This window comes from Pseudomonas graminis (assembly GCF_001705435.1).
GTDB lineage: Bacteria > Pseudomonadota > Gammaproteobacteria > Pseudomonadales > Pseudomonadaceae > Aquipseudomonas > Aquipseudomonas graminis_B.
The window spans coordinates 287,784-307,351 of record NZ_MDEN01000069.1; the positions used below are offsets into that span (position 1 = coordinate 287,784).

A 19,568-nucleotide genomic window follows, 5' to 3' on the forward strand; every position below is an offset into this window, starting at 1 on the left:
CCCGATGCCTTCGTTTTACTGCCCAGGAGCCCCACATGAGCGCCAGCGCCAACCGGCAAGCACGAGCCTTGCTGCTCAAGGAATACCGTGGCGTGTTGTCGACCCATTCCAAGTCGATGCCCGGTTACCCGTTTGGCTCGGTGGTGCCTTATTGCCTGGATGATCAAGGCCGTCCGCTGATCCTCATCAGCCGCATCGCGCAACACACCCACAACCTGCAGCTCGACGCCAAGTGCTCTTTACTGGTGGGCGAACGGGGCGCCGAACATGTGCAAGCGGTGGGGCGCGTCACGCTGATGGCCGAGGCCGAGAAGATCAGCGACGAGGCACAGACGGAAGCGGCCGCTCAGCGGTACTACCGCTATTTTCCGGAATCCCAGAGTTACCACAGCGCCCACGATTTCGATTTCTGGGTGCTGAAGCCGGTGCGTTATCGCTTTATCGGCGGCTTTGGCGCGATTCACTGGCTGGACGACGCAGCGCTGGCCAATCCATTTGCCGGGGCTGCGGAGGTGAGCATGGTCGAGCACATGAACGCCGACCACGCCAAGGCCATCGCACACTACGTCGAACTGGCCGGTTTGCCCAAGACCGAGCCCGCCATGCTGGTCGGCATCGACAGCGAGGGCATGCATTTGCGCGTGGGACAAAGTCTGCACTGGCTGGCCTTCGCTGAACCCTGTAATACGCCGACACACGTCCGCCAGGCCTTGATTCAACTGGCTCACGCTGAAAAATGGCCCACACTTGAACATGCCGAGGCTTGAATTAACGACTTTGCGACTTCACGTAAGGTCTACTGGAAGCCTTCTTCCGTTTAGGAACTCACTTTGATGCGCGTTTTTCTTCTGCTTTTATTGCTTTTTCCGGTGCTCGAGCTGTTCGTGCTGGTGAAAGTCGGGATGTCGATCGGCTTCCTGCCGACCTTCCTGCTGGTCGTTGCCGGGTCAATGCTCGGTGTGTTCGTGGTGCGGATCGCCGGTGTGGCCACCGCGCTGAGTGCCCGCCAGAGTCTCGCCCGTGGCGAACTGCCCGCCCAGCAGATGCTCGACGGTTTGATGATGACGATCGGCGGTGGTTTGCTCGTGCTGCCTGGCTTCATCAGTGACGTGCTGGGCCTGCTGTTTCTGATGCCGTTTACCCGTCGCCTGATCGTCGGTAAGGTGCGCAACCGCGCCGAGGCTCAGGCCGCGCGCCAGCGTGCGTTTGCCGAGAACATGCATGCGGCGAATTCACCGGGTCCCATGCACCCCGGCGCTGCCCGTCCTGAAGCACGCCGCCCTGAGGTCATTGAGGGCGAAGTGATCGAAGGCGAATTCGAGCCATTGGACAAAAAGTGATTCACGTCCACCACAACACGGCACCCGCGGGTGCCGTGTTCGTTTTTGCGACCACACTTCCTTCAAAAAATTTCTGGGGTCAGCCTTGAATTCGGCTTGCTCGCCCTTATGTATGGGTCACCGCAAGGTTTCTGGCGCGTTTCGTCAGACCGTATTCTGCGGTTCGCTCGCGAACCGTAACCGGCAAGCCCGGATGTTTTAACCCGCCGGTGTTCGCACCGGGCGTTTAAAAACCATAATTAGGAGATCGACAATGAAGCTTCGTCCTCTGCATGACCGCGTCGTAATCCGTCGCAGCGAAGAAGAAACAAAAACTGCTGGCGGTATCGTGCTGCCTGGTTCGGCTGCTGAAAAACCTAACCGTGGCGAGATCATCGCCGTCGGCAACGGTCGCATCCTGGACAACGGTGAAGTACGCGCGCTGGCCGTGAAAGTGGGTGACAAAGTGGTGTTCGGCCCTTACTCCGGCAGCAACACTGTGAAAGTAGACGGCGAAGACCTGCTGGTGATGAGCGAGAACGAAATTCTCGCGGTCGTCGAAGGCTGAGTTGATACCCCATTTCCCGTTACTACAAAGTATTTAAGGAATAACGATCATGGCTGCTAAAGAAGTTAAATTCGGCGATGCTGGCCGTAAAAAAATGCTGGCTGGTGTCAACGTCCTGGCCGACGCAGTAAAAGCAACTCTGGGCCCTAAAGGCCGTAACGTCATCATCGAAAAAAGCTTCGGCGCTCCGCTGATCACCAAAGACGGTGTGTCCGTAGCCAAAGAAATCGAGCTGAAAGACCGTTTCGAAAACATGGGCGCGCAGCTGGTCAAAGACGTTGCTTCCCGTGCGAACGATGACGCTGGCGACGGCACCACCACCGCCACTGTTCTGGCTCAAGCCATCGTTAACGAAGGCCTGAAAGCCGTCGCTGCCGGCATGAACCCGATGGACCTGAAGCGCGGCATCGACAAGGCGACCATCGCCATTGTTGCCGAGCTGAAGAAGCTGTCCAAGCCTTGCACCGACACCAAGGCAATTGCCCAGGTCGGCACCATCTCGGCCAACTCGGACAATTCCATCGGCGACATCATTGCCGAAGCCATGGAAAAAGTGACCAAAGACGGCGTTATCACCGTTGAAGAAGGTTCGGGTCTGGAAAACGAGCTGTCTGTCGTTGAAGGCATGCAGTTTGACCGCGGCTACCTGTCCCCGTACTTCATCAACAAGCCGGACACCATGGTTGCGGAGCTGGAAAGCCCGCTGCTGCTGCTGGTTGACAAGAAGATCTCCAACATCCGCGAAATGCTGCCAGTTCTGGAAGCCGTTGCGAAAGCTGGCCGTCCTCTGCTGATCGTGGCTGAAGACGTTGAGGGCGAAGCGCTGGCGACTCTGGTCGTGAACAACATGCGCGGCATCGTGAAGGTTGCAGCGGTCAAGGCCCCTGGCTTCGGCGACCGTCGCAAGGCCATGCTGCAGGACATCGCTGTTCTGACTGGCGGTACCGTTATCTCGGAAGAGATCGGCCTGAGCCTGGAAACCGCTACCCTGGAACACCTGGGTAATGCCAAGCGCGTTATCTTGAACAAAGAAAACACCACGATTATCGACGGTGCTGGCGTTCGTGCCGACATCGACGGTCGTATCGCGCAGATCCGTCAGCAGATCGGCGACACGTCGTCGGACTACGACAAAGAGAAGCTGCAAGAGCGTCTGGCCAAGCTGTCGGGCGGCGTTGCAGTGATCAAGGTCGGTGCGGGTTCCGAAGTTGAAATGAAAGAGAAGAAAGCCCGCGTTGAAGACGCCCTGCACGCAACCCGTGCGGCCGTTGAAGAAGGCGTGGTGCCTGGCGGTGGTGTTGCGTTGGTTCGTTCGCTGCAGGCGATTTCCGAACTGCGTGGCGACAACGCTGATCAGAACGTGGGTATCGCTCTGTTGCGTCGTGCGGTTGAAGCGCCTCTGCGTCAGATCGTGGCGAACTCGGGCGACGAGCCTAGCGTTGTGGTCGACAAGGTCAAGCAGGGTACGGGTAACTACGGTTACAACGCTGCGAGCGGCGAGTACGGCGACATGATCGAGATGGGTATTCTCGATCCGGCCAAGGTGACGCGTTCTGCTCTGCAGGCTGCTTCGTCGATCGCCAGTCTGATGATCACTACTGAGGCGATGATTGCTGATGTGGCTGATGAGAAGGCAGCCGGTGGCGGTATGCCTGATATGGGCGGCATGGGTGGTATGGGCGGCATGATGTAAGCCAGCCGTACCCCGATGTAGAAAAAACCCCGCTTAGGCGGGGTTTTTTTATGGGCGGCGCTAAATGACTCCCTCCGCGAGTGACCTTCGAAAAGCCTCAGGATCAAGAGCGTCTGCCTAGGGGCAGACATTTCGCCTCCGGCGAGTTACTTGGAAAAGTCGAAAGTCGCACCATCCCCAAGTAACCAAGGGTGCTTGCTCCTGGTTGGGCCCGACTTCGTCGGGTTCCTTCACTCCGGTCTCGCTCCGTGGGCCCGCGCCGAACGGGCATCCATGCCCTGACGGCGCTCTCGCCGCATCCATGCGGCTCGGCCCACTGCGCGAGATCTGCGTTCAGCCTGCACCCAAGTCGCGTTTGGCGGTGACTGGACTTTTTGTGTACGAAGATCAAAAGCGGATCAAGAGCAGATGCACATCAAGGGCTTCCCGGCTAAAGCCGGTCCTACAGGGAGAGCCAATCCCACGGGATGCACGCGGTCTCCTTGTAGGACCGGCTTTAGCCGGGAAGAGGCCCGTTTGGGCACCCTCAATTTTGGCTCTAACGCTTGATCATGCCCACGCTCTGCGTGGGCATGCATACCGGTTGTAGGGGACTCGGTTGTAGGGGACTGATTTATTTACCGGATTGAAGGGGACTGATTTATTTACAGCGCTTCACCGTAAATTAATCTGTCCCCGTCTAGTCATCATCCCGAAACTGCTTCTCCACCCACCACTGCATCCTTTTTCGCCGGCCGGTACAGCACGACGTAATACGCCCCCAAACAAAGCAGCCAGCAGAACACCGCCGTCCAGATGTTGTGGGAGAAGAAGTGCGCGCCTTGTAGCATTCGGCCGATGGAGAAGACGGTGCCCAGTCCCGCCGCGAAGATCAGGCCGGCTTTGGCCAGGCGGGGTTTGCGGTCGCGGAAGACGAAGAACAGGGCGAACAGTGTGAAGCCGGTGGCCGCATGGCCGCCGGGCCAGCAGCGGCCGGGTTTGTCGGTTTGGGGGCGGGGGCTGAGGAGTTCGCTGTAGGTTTCCTGGCCGCCGAATTCTTTCAGGCTCCACGGGCACTGCACCGATGTCACGACTTTCACCGGCGTGACGAAGCTGGTGGATAACGCCATCGACAAGACCATGCAGCCCAGTTCACGTTTCCAGGGCTTCAGCACGTTGACGAAGAACGAGGCGATGAAGCTCACGAAGGACAACACGCCGATGGCGATGACGGCCTGTTTGGCGCGGTCATGCAGGACGTCTTCGAGAAAGAAGCTGTGCCGACCGATGAACTCGCCCGCCACCGGGTCATAGGCCAGTTTGGCGATGTCCATGTCCAGCGAGGTCAATTCCAGCAAGATCAGAACGATGGCGGTCACGGCCGGTATGCCCAGATAAACCCAGGCGTTGATCGGGCGTGAGGCGGGCCGTTCGAGTGCGTGTGACATGGCAAATCCCGTGTGGTGGGCGAGGGGAGAGCGGGGGTGTATGGAGCCCGAGCGGTGCGAAGTCTGAGCAGAACGCTGTCGCGGCGCCGTGAACCGCGGGTGAAAAAAACGTTATGCACCGCAGTGCTGGCCCTTGAGCGCGCATCGCCGTAAGCTGCCGCCAACTCTGACCTTGTTGAGCGGCATCTCGAGCCGTGTCCCGGGTCTCGCCACACCGCATAGGGAGACACGCGCCATGAGAATTCTGCTGGTTGAAGACAACCGGGACATTCTGGCAAACCTTGCCGATTACCTCGGATTGAAGGGCTATACCGTCGATTGCGCGCAAGACGGTCTGTCTGGTCTGCACCTGGCAGCGACCGAGCACTATGACCTGATCGTGCTCGACATCATGCTGCCCGGTATCGATGGTTACACCCTGTGCAAGCGCCTGCGTGAAGACGCGCGCCGCGACACCCCGGTGATCATGCTCACCGCCCGCGACCAGCTCGACGACAGGCTGCAGGGGTTCCGCTCCGGCGCCGACGACTACCTGCTCAAGCCGTTCGCGCTGTCGGAACTGGCGGCGCGCATCGAGGCCGTGCTACGGCGTGCCCAGGGCGGCGGTCGGCGTACCCTGCAGGTCGCCGATCTGATCTACGACCTCGACACCCTTGAAGTGACCCGTGAAGGGCGTCTGCTTAAACTCAACCCGGTTGGCCTGAAGTTGCTCGCGGTGTTGATGCAGAAGAGCCCTCACGTGCTGCGCCGTGAAGTCTTGGAAGAAGCCTTGTGGGGCGACGATTGCCCGGACAGCGATAGCCTGCGCAGCCATGTTCACCAATTGCGTCAGGTCATCGACAAGCCGTTCGCCAAGCCGCTGTTGCAGACCGTCCACGGTGTCGGATACCGCCTCGCCGAGGGGCGTGATGGAGTTTAAGCAAAGCCTCGCCCAGCGGATCATCATCGCCTTCGCCTTGATGAGTGCGTTGGTTGCCGGTTGCTTCGCGATGGGCATTGTCGCGACGGTGCACCTGGTCGAAGAAAAGCTGATTTCGGCGGGACTGGGCGGCGACCTGACGCGGCTGTTGCTGATGGACAGCGTCAATGACTGGAACCATCGCCCCGAGCCGGATCAGCTGTTTTACTTCAGCGGCGGTCCGGGGGATTTCGAGCTGCCGAAGGATCTTCGTCATTTGGAGTCGGGCTTTCACGAAGTCTTTCGCGGGCCGTTGTCCTACCACGCGATGGTCGAGATCGTCGACGGTCGCCACTACGTGCTGCTCCAGGATCAAAGCGATTTCGAAGAACGTGAGCGCGTGCTGTTCGCCGTGGTGCTGGTGGGCTTTGTGCTGGCGTTGGCGCTGGCGATTTTCCTCGGCTGGATACTGGCGCGGCGGGTGATGGCGCCGGTGGTGCGGCTGGCCCGGCAGGTGCGCCATCGCGATCAGTTGCTCGGCCTCGCGCCGCCCCTGGCCCCTGATTACGCCGCTGACGAAGTGGGCGAGTTGGCGGTCGCCTTCGACGCCACACTGGGCCGCCTGCGTGATGCCTTGACCCGCGAGCGGATGTTCACCAGCGACGTCAGCCATGAACTGCGCACGCCGTTGATGGTGCTGGCCAGTTCCTGTGAGCTGTTGCTGGAAAACCCGGCGCTGGACCAGCGCGCGCGGGCCCAGGTCGAACGCGTGGCGCGGGCGTGCGAGGAAATGCGCGATCTGGTGCAGACCTTCCTGATGCTGGCACGCACCCAGCGCGACGACCTCGCCCTGAATCCGCAACTGACCCTGCAAGGCGCCGCCCAGCAGTTGATCAGCCTGTGGCGCGAGCCGATCGAGCGCAAAGGGCTGACCTTGGAATACCTGCCTGGCCAACCTTCCGAAGCCGCCTACAACGCCACCTTTCTGTATGCCGTGATGGGCAACTTGCTGCGCAATGCGTTGCACTACACCGAAACCGGCTTTATCCGCCTGACGCTGCGTGAAGGCGGCTTCATGGTGGAGGATTCCGGTGTAGGCATCCCCGAGGAAAAACGTGAGGCAATGTTTCAGCCATTCGTGCGCGGCACCGAGCAAAGGGGCGAAGGTCTGGGCCTGGGACTGTCGTTGGTGCAGCGTATCTGCGAAAACCAGGGGTGGTCGGTGAGCCTGGACACCATGGAGCCCAACGGCTGTCGATTCAGCGTGGACATGGGTTCGCGCCCTGCCAAAGACCCCGTTCGGTTGCCGTCGACAAATGTACAGCCTGTGTAAAGGTGCTAAAACTCCGCGGAATATGGCCGTATGCTGGCCCTAAGTCCTTGAATAATCTCGTAACATATCTTCACTTTTTCAGACGTTTTTTTCACATTCATGTGACCTGAACATAACGCCCCGCTGCTTAGTTTGGCCCTCTCATTCAAAGGAGAAGCGGCCGTGAGCAAGCGGATCGAGCTTGATTTTTCGCGCAAGTACGACGACGAACACGCGAAAAAGTACTTACGTAAACACAACGATGGACTGGCGAGACGCTTGTCGGACCGACGTGACAAACAGCTCGCCCGCCGCGCATTGGCGCTGGCAGGCGAGCCGGGTCTGGTGCTGGACCTGCCCTGTGGCGCCGGTCGTTTCTGGCCAGTGCTGGCAGAGAAGCCCAACCGGGTGATCATCGGTGCGGACAACTCGGCGGCGATGGTCAAGATCGCCTGCGAGTCGCAACCCGCGGAGGTCGTCAAGCGCGTGCAACCGCTGCAGACCTCGGCCTTTGCTATCGAGATGCCCGACAACGCCGTCGACAGCATCTTCTGCATGCGCCTGATGCATCACATCGGCAAGGCCGAAGACCGCGCCGTGCTGTTGAAGGAGTTTCACCGGGTGACCCGCGACAGCGTGATTGTGTCGTTGTGGGTGGATGGCAATTTCAAGGCCTGGAAGCGACGACGCGCCGAAGCGTCGCGACCGCAACATGATTATCAGAATCGCTTCGTGCTGCCGGTGGCCACCGTAGAGGCCGAATTTGAACAGGCAGGGTTTCGGATTCAGGAGTGCCTGGATTTCCTGCCGATGTACGCCATGTGGCGTGTGTATCTATTACGTAAGAGGTAACAACAGGATGGCCGTGGATTTCGCAACAGAGTTAGCCGTTCCTGCCAAGGACCGCTTCGCCTATTTCTGGAACACGCGGGGCGAGTGGGTCGAAGAACCCAATGTGCGCCGTGGCGGTGAAAGTGGCGTGCAGCGCGTCGTCTCGGAAAACGGTCGGCTGCTGTATGTGAAGCGCCAGACAGGCCATATCTACCGCAGTTGGTTGCACCCTTTTGGCCGTCCGACGGTGTTGCGCGAACGCGATGCCCTCGAGGGCCTTCGTCAGCTCGACGTCAACGTGCCGCGCATGGTGTTCTGCGGCGCAGAGCGCGATGAGAACAACGAGTGGCGCGCGCTGCTCGTCACCGCCTCGCTGGACGGTTTTGACGAATTCGAAAACTGGCTGCGCGCCGGCGGTCGTGAGCAGTATGGCGAAGCCGTCTACGAACAGATGCTCCAGGAAATCGCCAGCAACCTGGCCCGTATGCACAAGGGTCGCTGGCAGCACAGCTGCATCTACATCAAGCACGTTTTCGTTCGTGTCGTGGGCGAGGGCGCCAATGCCAGGGCTGAAGTGGCGTTGCTCGATCTGGAGAAATGCCGCCAGCGCCTGACGTCCTACGCTGCCGCACAGCACGACATGAAACAACTGCGCCGCCATTCGTCGTTTCAAGCGGCGGACTGGACAAAGCTGGTCTACTTTTACGAGACCGCGTTTGGCAGGCCCATCAAAGGTTTACAGCGATGAAGTTAGAAATGGCGCGAGGTTTGTTTTTGGTCGGGGCGTTGGGGGTGACTTCCATCGCGCTGGCTGCCTGGGATCAGCCCGGGCCGAAGATTCTGAGTGCAGTGCATGGCGAAGGCCATTGCCCGCTGCCTCGGGTGGCCAAGGTGTCTGACACGGCCCGGCCTGATCACGATCTGCTGCTGTTGATGTTCGGCTTGGCCCAAGGGAGCGGACCGCAAGGCTGATTCTTTTCCGTTGCGCTGACCAAAAGGCCCCGAAGATCGGGGCCTTTTTTGTGGGCGTGTGGCGAGGTTTTTGCGTCAGCGACCAGCAGTCGTGTCGGCAACCCCATGGCTATTGCCGTCGGGCTGCGCATCATCCCGCCGCGCCAGCAGCGTATACACGCACGGCAGCACAAACAGCGTGAACAACGTCCCCACCGACATGCCCGTGGCAATCACCAGCCCGATATCGAACCGGCTGACCGCGCCCGCACCCGTCGCGAGAATCAGCGGCACCATGCCGAACACCATCGCTGCGGTGGTCATCAAGACGGGACGCAAGCGTATCGCCGCCGCTTCCTCCACCGCTTCGCGGGCGGTCAGGCCTTTGTCCCGGCGTAGCTGGTTGGCGAATTCGACGATCAGAATGCCGTGCTTGCTGATCAGCCCGATCAACGTGACCAGACCCACCTGGGTGTAGATGTTCAGCGACGAGATGCCGAGGAACAGCGGGATCAATGCGCCGCAGATCGACAGCGGCACCGTCACCAGAATCACCAGCGGATCGCGGAAGCTCTCGAACTGCGCGGCGAGCACCAGAAAGATGATCGCCAGGGCCAGGCCGAACGTCACCCACAGCGCATTGCCTTCCTGCACGTACTGACGGGAGGCGCCAGCGTAGTCGTAGGCAAAACCCGGTGGCGATTCTTCGATCGCGATCTGTCTCACCAACTCAATCGCCTCCGCCTGACTCACCAGGGGGAAGCCGGAGATGATCGCCGAGTTGAGCTGCTGGAACTGATTGAGCTGTCGGGGCCTTGCCCGGTCGCTGACGGTAATCAGCGTCGACAACGGCAGCATCTTGCCGTCGGCGTTCTTGACGTAGTAATTCGAGAGCCACGCCGGGTTGTCGCGGTAGGCGCGCTCGACCTGGGCGATGACCTTGTAGCTGCGCCCGTCGATGGTGAAACGGTTGATTTCCGCCTCGCCGAGCAGCGTCGCCAGACTGCCGCCCAGGTCCTGCATCGACACGCCCATCTGGGCGGCCTTGGCGCGGTCGATGTCGACCACCACTTCCGGCTTGTCAAACGCCAGGTCAACGTCCAGAAACGCGAATTTGCCCGAATCGGCGGCGCGTTTCTTGATGCGATCCGTCACCTCCAGCAGCGCGGCATAGTCGCCCGGTGTATTGATCACGAATTGAAACGGCAACCCTTCACCGGTGCCGGGCAACGACGGCAGGTTGAAGCCGAAAACCTGCAGCCCGGTGATGCCGTTGAGCTTGGCCTGCACTTCTGGCAGCAGCTCCATTTGCGTGCGGCTGCGCTCATCCCACGGCTTGAGCAGGAACCCGCCGACGCCGGTTTGCACGCCATTGAAACCGTTGATCTGGAACGAGGAGTAGTACTCCGGGAACGCTTTGAAAATGCTGATGAACTGATCGGTGTAGGTGTTCATGTAATCGAGGTTGGTCGGCTGCGGTGCCGTCGCCATCATGAAGATGATGCCCTGGTCCTCGTCCGGCGCCAGTTGCGATTGGCTGAGCTTGAGAAACACCGGAATCAGGCACAGCACCAGCACCGCAAACACGATCACCACCGGACGCGTATTCAGCGTGCCATGGAGGACGCGCTGGTAACGGCCTTTCAGGCTCTCGAAGGCGTGATCGAGCTTGTGCGCCAGGCCGCTGGGGTTCTCTTCCCGGCGCAGGAGCACGGCGCACATCATCGGTGACAGGGTCAGCGCGACGATCCCGGAAATCACCACCGCGCCGGCCAGCGTCAGGGCGAACTCCTTGAACAGCGCGCCGGTCAGTCCCTCCAGAAAACCGATGGGTGCATACACTGCGGCCAGGGTGATGGTCATCGACACCACCGGCATGGCGATCTCGCGAGCGCCCTCGATGGCTGCATCGAACGGCGTCTTGCCTTCCTCGATGTGCCGGTGAATGTTCTCCACCACCACGATGGCGTCGTCCACCACCAGCCCGATGGCCAGCACCATCGCCAACAGCGTCAGCAAATTGATCGAATAGCCCATCAACTGCATGAAGAACAGCACCCCGATCATCGACAGCGGGATGGTGATCACCGGGATCAGCACCGAACGCAGGGCGCCCAAAAACAGGAACACCACGACGATGACGATGAGTACCGCTTCGATCAGGGTCTTCACGACTTCATGGATCGAGGCTTGAATGAACAGCGTAGCGTCGTAGGCGATGGACGCTTTGAGGCTCGGCGGTAACTGGGCTTCCAGCTCCGGGAGGATGCGCCGCACTTCCTTGATCACATCCAGCGGGTTCGAGCTGGGCGTGCCCTTGATGCCGATGTACACCGACGGTGTGCCGTCGAACGAGCTGACCGTGTCGTAGTTTTCCGCGCCCATTTCCACCCGCGCCACATCGCCCAGTAGCACGCGGCTGTCGCCCACGGTCTTGAGCGGGATGGCCGCAAAGGTCTCGGGGGATTTCAGGTCGGTGCTGGCGTTGACGCTGGTGACCACGTACTCGCCCTTTACCTCGCCCGCAGCGGACAGGAAGTTGTACTTGCGCACCGCCTCGGTGACGTCGCCGGCGGTGAGGCCGAAACCGGCGAGCTTCACTGGGTCGAGCCACAGGCGCATGGCGAAGACCTGATTGCCCAGGATCTCGGCTTCAGCCATGCCCGGCAGCGTCGCCAGCTTCGGCTGGATGACCCGGGACAGGTAATCGGTGATCTGCGGATTGCTCAGTTCGGCGCTGTAAAAGCTGATGTACATCAGCGCCGAGGCGTCGGCGGCTTCCTTGCTCAGCACCGGATCTTCCGCGTCCTGGGGCAGCTTGTTCTTGACCTCGTTGGCCTTGGCCAGCAGCTCGGTGTAGAGGCGGTCGCTATTGGAGCCGATGCGTGCATAGATGGAAATGACCGAGAAGTTCTGCCGGCTGACCGAGGTCATGTAGTCGATGCCTTCGGCGCTCGCCAGACTCTGCTGCAGCGGCTGAGTGATATAGCCCTGAATGGTTTCGGCGTTGGCGCCGGGGTAGGCCGTGGTCACGGTGATCAGCGCGTTCTCCATCTGCGGGTACTGGCGGATGGTCAGCTTGCTGAACGCCTGAAAACCCAGCAGCACGATCAACAGGCTGATCACGCTGGCGAGCACCGGGCGACGGATGAACGGGTCTGTAAAGGCCATGATCGATTCCTTGATCAGTCAGCTTTGGGCTGGCTGTTCTGCGCCGCCGGGGTGGCGTCAGACGGTGTTGCCGGGTCGGCCACGATGGCGACGGCAGCGCCGTTATCCAGTTTGAGCTGACCGCCGGTGACCACGTGCTCTCCGGCTTTCAATCCTTTGCTGATAATCACCAGCCCGCCCCGACGCTCGCCGGTTTCAACAAAGCGCCGCTCGACCATGAGCTGAGGCTCGCCCTTGCTGTTGTTTTCCGGCTGGCCGTCGGCGGTCTTTTTCGGCACGACGACGTAGACCGAGTTGCCGTACAGCGTGTAGGTGATCGTGCTTTCCGGCAGCACCAGTTGCGGCGTGTCCTGCCCGAGCAGCACTTGCAGGCTGGTGAACATGCCAGGCAATAGTTGGCTGTCGGGGTTGGGCAGCGTGGCGCGAATCAGCACATTGCGGGTGGTGCCTTCGACCTTGGGGTTGATGGCGCTGATGCGCGCAGTGAAGACGCGTTCGGGGTAGGCCGCGACGCTCACCTGTACTTCTTGGCCAAGGGCCAGTTTCGGGAGCATTTGCTCCGGCACGAAAAAGTCCGCGTACAGGCTGGTCAGGTCTTGAAGGGTGGCGATCACCGTGCCGCTGGCCAGGTAGTCGCCCACGTCAACCTGACGAATGCCGATGGTGCCGCTGAAGGGCGCGAGGATGCGCTTCTTCGCCAGGGAGGCGTTCAGTTGTGCGACGGTGGCGGCGGCCTTTTTCTGGGTGGCCGCAAGCTTGTCGAAGTCGCCACGGGAAATGGCGGATTCGCCCACCAGTTTACTGCCGCGGCCGTACTCCACCTGTGCCAGACCGAGGTCCGCTTCGGCGGTCCCAAGCAGGGCCTTTTCCACATCGCTGTCGAGTTGCAGGAGCGGCTGACCGACCTTGACCTTCTGGCCGGATTCGAACTGCACGGCCTTGACCGTGCCCGCGATTTCCAGCGACAGGTCCACGCCCTGGAAGGCCTTGAGCGTGCCGATGGCCGGCAGGCGATTCTGCCACGGGCGCTCGGCAACAACCGCTACCGCGACGTTGATCGGCGGCTTCGGCGCCGTGAATTGCTGGATCTGCTGATAGACCGAAAACGCCTTATACCCGCCCAAGGCCAGCACCACGATCAGGACAATGCCCAACATGATCAACATGCGGCGACGCAACATATTCCACTTCCTTGGAAAACCGACGAATCAGGCGAGCACGTTAGTCGTGTCGGGGTTTAGTTGCCAGTGGCATTGAGCAGGACTTCCGTTCCCGATCAAACCAAATGCAGATGGTTGTCCCACAACCCCGCCGGCAGCTCCAGCGGCTTGGCGACCAGCACCGTCTCGCGGCAGTCATAGAAACGGCAGCGGCCCTGGCCCGAGGTTACGACGAAGCCGTCCGCCACCGCACCCACCCCGGCGCAGTCGGGCAGTGGTGCGTCGAGCTTCAGCGCGCCGCTGTCCAGGTCCCAGATGAAGAAGCGGTTGCCCCTTGGCGCGGTCAGTGCCACCAGCCGCAGATCGTTGTGAATGGCGACGCTGGCGGTGTAATGGGCCATCGCCTGCAGCTGTTGATCGGCCACCGGAAAGGCCTGAAACGGTTGGCCCGGCCGCTTAATGGCCAGTAGCTCGGCGGACTCGTGGGAGGGGCCCATGAACTGCTGGCCCGCGACGACGGTGCCGTCGCTGGCAATCGCCATATGGCGCACGCTGTTCATCTGCTGCGCCAAGGTCTCTTTGCTCAGCAGCGTGCCGTCGCGTTGCATCAATACCAGGCTCGGCTCCATGGCGTCGAGGTTCATTTCGACGCGGCTCTCGGCCTCGGTGCGAATGCCGCCGTTGGCAACTGCGAGGGTCTCGCCATCCGGCATCCATGACACTTGGTGAGGGCCTACGCCGTGGGTAGAAATTTCCCCGGTGCGTTGCAGCCGCTCATCCACGAATCGATACACGCCCAACAGGCCGCGGCCGGGTTGCGTGGTGTCGTTTTCGGTGGCGTACAGCCATTCGCCGTCCTTGTGAATGACCGCGTGGCCGTAGAAGTGTCGGTGGGGTTGCGAGGTGATGGTTTGCAGCAGGCGACCGTCGCGCAGGTCGATCAGGTAACTTTCGGTCCCTGGCCGGCGTGCGACGAACAGCGCGATCGGCAAGCTCGGATGATTGATGATGTCGTGACAGCGCTGGGCGACGGCGGTGGCGAAGACTTGCGTGCCGTCGACGCGATAACCCACCGCAAAGTGCTGGCCGTTGCCGTCGTCCCGGGCGGACAGCAGCAGCGGGCTTTCGCCTTTTTTCGCGAACAGCGTCCAGCCGCCAAACGTGACGGCGCTGAGCAGCAGGCTGCCCAGACCCAGAGCCTGACGTCGCAACATATCAGTCACCATCATTGGCGTTGAAGCCCAGTTGGATGCCCAGCGCTTTGGCCAGCTCGCCCTCGTGCAGGCGATGAACCACGTTGAGGCTGTCGTAGAAGGCGTTGAGCTGATGGCGGCCTTCTTCGCTGGCCAACAGATCCCCGAGTGGCGGTTTCAGCGCGGCCAGCTGTCGATTGCTCTCAGCGTAGGCGGCGTCAATCTTGTCGGCCAACGGCTTTTGCTCCTTCGGCAATAGCCCGCGCAACCCCTTGTTGTCGACGCCGGCCCAGACGGTCTGCGCACTGGCCAGACTCGCCTGCAAGCTGCTGAGCGAGGCTTTGCTGCGCCAGGCTTCGGCCTGAAACGGTTGCGGTACGCCTTTGGTGCCACGGCCCAGCGGGGTGCCGAGCTTTTTCTTCAGCGAGTCCAGCGCAGTCACTTGCACGCGCAGCAACTCGGCAATGGCTTCGTGGGAATCGGCGTAACGCTGATTGGGAAACTTGCTCAACTGAGCGAGCATGCCGTCGTTGCTGTTCCAACTGCTGAGGATATCTTCGGCCAACGCTTTCTGACGCTCGCCGATGGCCACCAGCAGTGGGCAGTAGCGGGCTTTCTGCTCGGCATTGGCCATGTCGATGTCAGCGTCGAAGAGGATGTATTCATAGGCCGACAGGCCCTGAACCACCACACTGGATTTGCCTAGGGCATCGGCGCTGATCTGCGGCTGTGCGGTGACCAGTTGCTCCACCTGACGACCGACGAGGTTCTTTTTGTCCGGCCAGAACTGAATCTGCCAGGCGCGATTGCCTTCGGCCAGCGGTCCGATCAGCAGCGGTTGCAGCTCGGCCCAGGCTTTTTGTGCGTACAGGAAATCGGCGCGGGCGGTGTCCAGGTCGGATTTGCCCTGACAGTAGGACAGGGCACTGATCGCCAGTTGCCGGTCGGCATCGACCCAACGGCTGTAGGTCGGCAGGATGACCTGACTGGCAATGGCGGCAGACGTCACGGCTTGCGGGTCCGACGGCGCGCACGCGCCCAGTGCCAGTGCGGCAAGGCTGGTGAGCAACAACTTGGGGCGGAACATGCCCGACTCCTTATCTTCAGAAATACGTTAGAGAGAATTCAAGAACACCAGCAGCGCCGCGCGCTGTTCCGCGTCGAAGGCCAGCACCTGACGTTGCGCCGGCAGCGCCTCGCCGCCGTGCCAGAGCACGGCCTCCATCAGGTTGCGGGCGCGCCCGTCGTGCAGAAACTGCGTGTGGCCGCTGACGGCTTGCGTCAGGCCGATGCCCCACAACGGCGGGGTGCGCCACTGTTGGCCGCTGGCCTGAAATTCGCTGAGATTGTCGGCCAGGCCTTCGCCCATGTCATGCAGCAGCAGATCGGTGTAAGGGCGGATGACCTGATTCGCCAGTTCGGGTTCGGCGGCATCGGCGGAGGTAGTGAATTGGGGCGTATGGCACTGCTGGCAACCTGCTTTGAAAAACAGATTCTTGCCCGCCAGTACCTGCGGGTCGGCCACGTCTCGCCGGGCCGGAACGCCCAGATTACGGGTGTAGAAAGTGATCAGCCGCAGGATGTTGTCGCTGACCTCCGGCTCGCCGTTCGGGCCATTGCCGTTGGGCGCGGCAATGCACGCGGTCTGTGACGGCGTGCAGTCGTCGACCGGCATCAAGGTGGACGTCAGGCCCATGTCACCCGCCAGTGCGTGGGCATTCTGCTGTTTGATGCTCGGCTGCGAGGCTTTCCAGCCGAAACGTCCGAGGACGGATTTCTGCTGCGCATCGTCCCAGACCCAGTTGGGTTTACCGGTGATGCCGGTGCCCTGTTCATCATCCGGGTTGGCGTTGGCCAGAATCGCGGCCTGAGGAATGGCTTCCAGAAGTCCCAGCCCGATCATCGGCGGCGCAATACGCGCGGACGCTCGCGTCTGCGGGTGCATCGGGCCGTAACCGGGTTGGGTGATCTGCAGGGTAGGGCGGCGCAGATGCACCGGGGTGCCATCGCGAAAATGCAGGGTCATCGAATCGTAGTCGACCCGAACCTTGCCTTCAGGCGTCACGCCTGGGATGGCCATGTCCTGGAGTTGTTTGCCGTACACCGGCTCAGGCGTCAGGCCCAGTTGCTTGATGCGTTCGGCGAATGCCGGCTCATCGGGAATCGACAGGCGCACCAGCATGGAGACAGCGTTGTCGGCACCAGGCTCGGGCGGGTGTCCGCGACCGTCCTTGATGTGGCAGTTCTGGCAGGCGTTGGTGTTGAACAGCGGACCCAGACCGTCACGGGCGGTGGTCGTCGAGGGGGCGATCACCCAGGGGTTGCGAAAGAAACTGTTGCCGACGCTGAAGTCCAGTCGCCGGGCAGGCGACAGGTTCGCCGAGGGCAGGGAAAACGCGTTGCGGTCGCGCTTGTTGACGGTGGTGGCGCCGCCGGATCGCGACTCCCCTGGCTCGGCTGCGGTGAAACGCGGGGCGTCATCGCACCCACTGACGGCCAGCGCCATCAGCAGAAGAAACGAAGGACGTAACCGCGCAGTCATACAGGTCCTGCAAAGGGGTGGAAATCGGGGCGAGCAAGCTTACCAGCCCCGTGTTTTATGAATAAGAGGGATTAGCGTTTGAAGGACCTCTCGTAACGTGTTGTTACCAAATCATCCGCAGGCAACGGGTCGGTAAATCTCACGCTCCGGCGATCTCCAGGGCCGGGTTTTCCACGAGCAGCTGCATCAGGCGCCGTTCGCCCTCGACCACCTTGAACGACCGATAATCGCCAATGCCGTCGAGCTGCCGTTCGCGTTCGCGGATCGCCAGCTCCTTGGCCCGCTCGTAGCCGTAATGCTCGACCCTGAACGACTTGGTGACACTGCTGCCGTTGCGCAGCGTGGTCCGCGCCACCCAATAGGCAATGCCGGTGTAGCAGCGGTAATGCACCCCCGGATAGCCGCTGGTGTTGGTGGCGATGATGCGTTGACGGATGTCGCGGCTGAGCTTGGGCAGGTGCGCCAGCAGCAACTGGTCACGGCACGCGTCGGCGGCTTGGCGTGCCGGGTCACGGCCCCCGTAGCGGGAGAATGAGAAGAGCCGGTTGAAGGTCCTGCCATCGCGGTAGATCGTCACCTTCCAGGCACGCGGGCCCTTGACGCCGACCAGCAGGTGGATACCGTAATCGTTGGCTTTGAGCTTACTGACGCGGCGCCTTTTATTGTTTCTCTTGGGCACTTTCTGTCTCCTCCTGGATAGGGTGGGGTCAAGGAAGTGCGCATGATCGGCGGCGGGGGAGGCGTGTTCAATCCGACAAGGAGCGAACAGGAAATGCCCTACAAAGCTTACAGACCGGTCCCCGGATAAGGCCGGTTTTGGTGAGGTTTGGAGCTTCGATTGACGAAAAAAATGCCGGCCCGTGGTCGGGTCGGCATTTGTTTGCAGCTGGACCGGCTTCACTCCGAAAGGCGTGGCCCCACAGGGTTTGAAGCGGACGTGATGGGGATCAGAACTCGTGGTCGGCGTTGTCCGGGTTCAGGTCGGTGATGCCCAGCTTGCCGGCCGCTTGCTCGATGGCCCCGGTCTGTTTGACCAACGCAGCAATGGCGTTGCGCACCACTTCGTTGCCTGCTGTATTGCCGGCCGCGATGAGCTGGTCGAAATGCTCGCCCTTGTTGGCGTGGTCGACGATGACCTGCAGCTTTGCTTGGGTCGCGTCGAGGTCGGCACGAACGGTCTGGTCGGTCGCAGCGTCGGCCTTGGCCACCAGCGAAGACAGGCTTGGGCCAGTCACTTTGCTGCCGTCGACGCGGGTGTACTCGCCTAGGTAAACGTTGCGGATGCCCAGACCGTTGTAGAAGTGCGAGTTGTGGGTGTTGTCACTGAAGCAATCGTGCTCGTCCTCGCTGGAATTGGCCTCCAGCGCGACTTTCATGCGTTCGCCTGCCAGTTCACCCAGCGACAGGCTGCCCATGCCGAAGAGCATTTTGCGCAGTCCGCTCTCGGCGGATTCTGCTTCCAGCGTGGCGCGGTAGTTGTCGGCGACGCCCGGTTTCCAGTTGTTGACCATTTCTTCGAGGTCGCTCACCAGCAGGTCGGTGACGGCCTTCAGGTAGGCGCGACGGCGGTCGTTGTGGCCGCCGGTGCCGCCCTGGCCTTCGATGTAGTCGCTGGCCGGACGCTCGCCGGCGCCCGGGCCGGTGCCGTGCAGGTCCTGGCCCCAGAGCAGGAATTCGATGGCGTGGTAACCGGTCGCCACGTTGGCTTCCGAACCGCCGAGCTCGTTCAGGCTGGCGAGTTTTTCAGGGGTGATTTCGCTGACGTCGACTTTGTCCTCACCCACTTGCACGGACGTGTTGGCGATGATGTTGGCAGTCGCGCCCGGGTTGCCCAGTGCGTGCTGGTAATCCTTGGCGACGTAGTCGATCAAGCCTTCGTCCAGCGGCCATGCGTTCACCTGACCTTCCCAGTCATCGATGATGGTGTTGCCGAAGCGGAACACTTCGCTCTGCATGTAAGGCACCCGCGCCGCGACCCACGCTGCACGCGCTGCTTTCAGGGTCTGGTCATTGGGGGTGGCGAGGAAAGCGTCGACTGCCGTGCTGAGGGTTTTGGCAGTGGATTCGGCGTCGCTGAAGACGGCAAATACCATGTTGGCGTAGTTGGCGACCACTGCTTTGGTGGCGGCTTCGCTGGACTGGGTCGGTGCAGCGGCGGGGGTCGGCGCTGTGGCTGGGGCGGCGGCTGCGGCAGGTGCCGGGGCAGGCGCTGCAGCGGCGGGTTTGTCCTTGCCTTGATCACAACCGGCCAGAGCAATAGCGACAGCCAGCAGACTTGCGGTTGCCAGGGGCATACGAATCATGACGGAATCCTGCATCGAGAAGAGGTGTAAACGGTGGCGAACGCCAAAAAATGCTGCGCCATAATGCGAAAGATTTGCATTCGGTGTAAAGGCCATTTGCCCAGGCAGTCTGAGGGAGATATTTCAAGCTGTTTCAAGGGAGAGGTAAGGTGCCGCGTCGCAATGGCGAGGGGGAATCCGCGCAACGGCTGCCTCTTCGT

17 protein-coding genes are annotated in these 19,568 nt (G+C 61.2%); 9 read left to right on the forward strand and 8 right to left on the reverse strand.

Features of this window, described 5'->3' with window-relative positions; genetic code table 11:
* The first annotated feature begins 35 nt into the window (after positions 1 to 35).
* The 4 genes from BBI10_RS23445 (at position 36) to groL (ending at position 3,580) form a co-directional block, all read left to right on the forward strand.
* Positions 36 to 767: a HugZ family protein gene (locus tag BBI10_RS23445; protein ID WP_065992175.1), complete on the forward strand. Its 732-nt coding sequence runs from the start codon at positions 36 to 38 to the stop codon at positions 765 to 767.
* Between the two features lie 66 nt (positions 768 to 833).
* Positions 834 to 1,340 carry an FxsA family protein gene (locus BBI10_RS23450; protein WP_065992177.1) on the forward strand — a complete coding sequence of 169 codons (507 nt, stop codon included), beginning with the start codon at positions 834 to 836 and terminating at the stop codon, positions 1,338 to 1,340.
* A gap of 253 nt (positions 1,341 to 1,593) precedes the next feature.
* Positions 1,594 to 1,887 carry a co-chaperone GroES gene (locus tag BBI10_RS23455; RefSeq protein ID WP_065992178.1) on the forward strand — a complete coding sequence of 98 codons (294 nt, stop codon included), beginning with the start codon at positions 1,594 to 1,596 and terminating at the stop codon, positions 1,885 to 1,887.
* 49 nt (positions 1,888 to 1,936) lie between these two features.
* Complete coding sequence (gene groL, locus BBI10_RS23460; protein ID WP_065992179.1) at positions 1,937 to 3,580, forward strand: chaperonin GroEL; 1,644 nt, start codon at positions 1,937 to 1,939, stop codon at positions 3,578 to 3,580.
* A 686-nt stretch (positions 3,581 to 4,266) separates the two neighbouring features.
* Here the strand turns inward: groL and BBI10_RS23465 are convergent.
* Positions 4,267 to 5,007 carry a phosphatase PAP2 family protein gene (locus BBI10_RS23465; protein ID WP_065992180.1) on the reverse strand — a complete coding sequence of 247 codons (741 nt, stop codon included), beginning with the start codon at positions 5,005 to 5,007 and terminating at the stop codon, positions 4,267 to 4,269.
* A gap of 235 nt (positions 5,008 to 5,242) precedes the next feature.
* On the opposite strand from BBI10_RS23465, the gene colR reads away from it, so the two are divergent.
* From colR to BBI10_RS23490, 5 genes are all read left to right on the forward strand, one after another.
* Positions 5,243 to 5,926 (forward strand): two-component system response regulator ColR, encoded by a 684-nt coding sequence (colR, locus tag BBI10_RS23470; RefSeq protein WP_037014624.1) that lies wholly within the window; start codon positions 5,243 to 5,245, stop codon positions 5,924 to 5,926.
* Positions 5,916 to 7,238: a sensor histidine kinase gene (locus BBI10_RS23475; RefSeq protein WP_065992181.1), complete on the forward strand. Its 1,323-nt coding sequence runs from the start codon at positions 5,916 to 5,918 to the stop codon at positions 7,236 to 7,238. Before colR ends, BBI10_RS23475 begins: the two co-directional genes overlap by 11 nt.
* 162 nt (positions 7,239 to 7,400) lie before the next feature.
* On the forward strand, positions 7,401 to 8,069 hold the full coding sequence (locus BBI10_RS23480; RefSeq protein ID WP_065992183.1) for a class I SAM-dependent methyltransferase: 669 nt from the start codon (positions 7,401 to 7,403) through the stop codon (positions 8,067 to 8,069).
* Positions 8,070 to 8,076: 7 nt separating this feature from the next.
* Complete coding sequence (locus BBI10_RS23485) at positions 8,077 to 8,796, forward strand: lipopolysaccharide kinase InaA family protein (protein WP_065992185.1); 720 nt, start codon at positions 8,077 to 8,079, stop codon at positions 8,794 to 8,796.
* Positions 8,793 to 9,020 carry a hypothetical protein gene (locus BBI10_RS23490; protein ID WP_065992187.1) on the forward strand — a complete coding sequence of 76 codons (228 nt, stop codon included), beginning with the start codon at positions 8,793 to 8,795 and terminating at the stop codon, positions 9,018 to 9,020. The genes BBI10_RS23485 and BBI10_RS23490 overlap by 4 nt, the downstream gene beginning before the upstream one ends.
* A gap of 75 nt (positions 9,021 to 9,095) precedes the next feature.
* Here BBI10_RS23490 and BBI10_RS23495 read toward each other — a convergent pair whose 3' ends face one another.
* The 7 genes from BBI10_RS23495 to BBI10_RS23525 form a co-directional block, all read right to left on the reverse strand.
* Positions 9,096 to 12,170 (reverse strand): multidrug efflux RND transporter permease subunit, encoded by a 3,075-nt coding sequence (locus BBI10_RS23495; protein ID WP_065992189.1) that lies wholly within the window; start codon positions 12,168 to 12,170, stop codon positions 9,096 to 9,098.
* A gap of 14 nt (positions 12,171 to 12,184) precedes the next feature.
* Entirely contained in the window at positions 12,185 to 13,351 is a 1,167-nt protein-coding gene (locus tag BBI10_RS23500) for an efflux RND transporter periplasmic adaptor subunit (RefSeq protein WP_065992191.1), read from the reverse strand.
* A 95-nt stretch (positions 13,352 to 13,446) separates the two neighbouring features.
* Positions 13,447 to 14,544, reverse strand: coding sequence for a DUF1513 domain-containing protein (locus BBI10_RS23505; RefSeq protein WP_065992192.1), 1,098 nt, complete (start codon positions 14,542 to 14,544; stop codon positions 13,447 to 13,449).
* Position 14,545: 1 nt separating this feature from the next.
* Complete coding sequence (locus tag BBI10_RS23510; RefSeq protein WP_065992194.1) at positions 14,546 to 15,610, reverse strand: imelysin family protein; 1,065 nt, start codon at positions 15,608 to 15,610, stop codon at positions 14,546 to 14,548.
* Positions 15,611 to 15,637: 27 nt separating this feature from the next.
* Positions 15,638 to 17,065, reverse strand: a complete 1,428-nt coding sequence (locus BBI10_RS23515; protein WP_065992196.1) for a di-heme oxidoredictase family protein — start codon at positions 17,063 to 17,065, stop codon at positions 15,638 to 15,640.
* Positions 17,066 to 17,204: 139 nt separating this feature from the next.
* A complete protein-coding gene (locus BBI10_RS23520; protein ID WP_065992198.1) occupies positions 17,205 to 17,744 on the reverse strand; it encodes an AP2/ERF family transcription factor in 540 nt (179 codons plus the stop codon).
* A gap of 268 nt (positions 17,745 to 18,012) precedes the next feature.
* The gene (locus BBI10_RS23525) at positions 18,013 to 19,368 is read right to left on the reverse strand and encodes an imelysin family protein (protein WP_065992202.1); all 1,356 of its coding nucleotides are present in this window, start codon (positions 19,366 to 19,368) and stop codon (positions 18,013 to 18,015) included.
* Positions 19,369 to 19,568 lie beyond the last annotated feature (200 nt).

Bases quoted from the DNA above. Each gene is read 5' to 3' on its own strand.
- BBI10_RS23445 (WP_065992175.1), top strand. From the start codon at position 36: ATGAGCGCCAGCGCCAACCGGCAAGCACGAGCCTTGCTGCTCAAGGAA.
- BBI10_RS23450 (WP_065992177.1), top strand. From the start codon at position 834: ATGCGCGTTTTTCTTCTGCTTTTATTGCTTTTTCCGGTGCTCGAGCTG.
- BBI10_RS23455 (WP_065992178.1), top strand. From the start codon at position 1,594: ATGAAGCTTCGTCCTCTGCATGACCGCGTCGTAATCCGTCGCAGCGAA.
- groL (WP_065992179.1), top strand. From the start codon at position 1,937: ATGGCTGCTAAAGAAGTTAAATTCGGCGATGCTGGCCGTAAAAAAATG.
- BBI10_RS23465 (WP_065992180.1), bottom strand. From the start codon at position 5,007: ATGTCACACGCACTCGAACGGCCCGCCTCACGCCCGATCAACGCCTGG.
- colR (WP_037014624.1), top strand. From the start codon at position 5,243: ATGAGAATTCTGCTGGTTGAAGACAACCGGGACATTCTGGCAAACCTT.
- BBI10_RS23475 (WP_065992181.1), top strand. From the start codon at position 5,916: ATGGAGTTTAAGCAAAGCCTCGCCCAGCGGATCATCATCGCCTTCGCC.
- BBI10_RS23485 (WP_065992185.1), top strand. From the start codon at position 8,077: ATGGCCGTGGATTTCGCAACAGAGTTAGCCGTTCCTGCCAAGGACCGC.
- BBI10_RS23490 (WP_065992187.1), top strand. From the start codon at position 8,793: ATGAAGTTAGAAATGGCGCGAGGTTTGTTTTTGGTCGGGGCGTTGGGG.
- BBI10_RS23495 (WP_065992189.1), bottom strand. From the start codon at position 12,170: ATGGCCTTTACAGACCCGTTCATCCGTCGCCCGGTGCTCGCCAGCGTG.
- BBI10_RS23500 (WP_065992191.1), bottom strand. From the start codon at position 13,351: ATGTTGCGTCGCCGCATGTTGATCATGTTGGGCATTGTCCTGATCGTG.
- BBI10_RS23505 (WP_065992192.1), bottom strand. From the start codon at position 14,544: ATGTTGCGACGTCAGGCTCTGGGTCTGGGCAGCCTGCTGCTCAGCGCC.
- BBI10_RS23510 (WP_065992194.1), bottom strand. From the start codon at position 15,610: ATGTTCCGCCCCAAGTTGTTGCTCACCAGCCTTGCCGCACTGGCACTG.
- BBI10_RS23515 (WP_065992196.1), bottom strand. From the start codon at position 17,065: ATGACTGCGCGGTTACGTCCTTCGTTTCTTCTGCTGATGGCGCTGGCC.
- BBI10_RS23525 (WP_065992202.1), bottom strand. From the start codon at position 19,368: ATGATTCGTATGCCCCTGGCAACCGCAAGTCTGCTGGCTGTCGCTATT.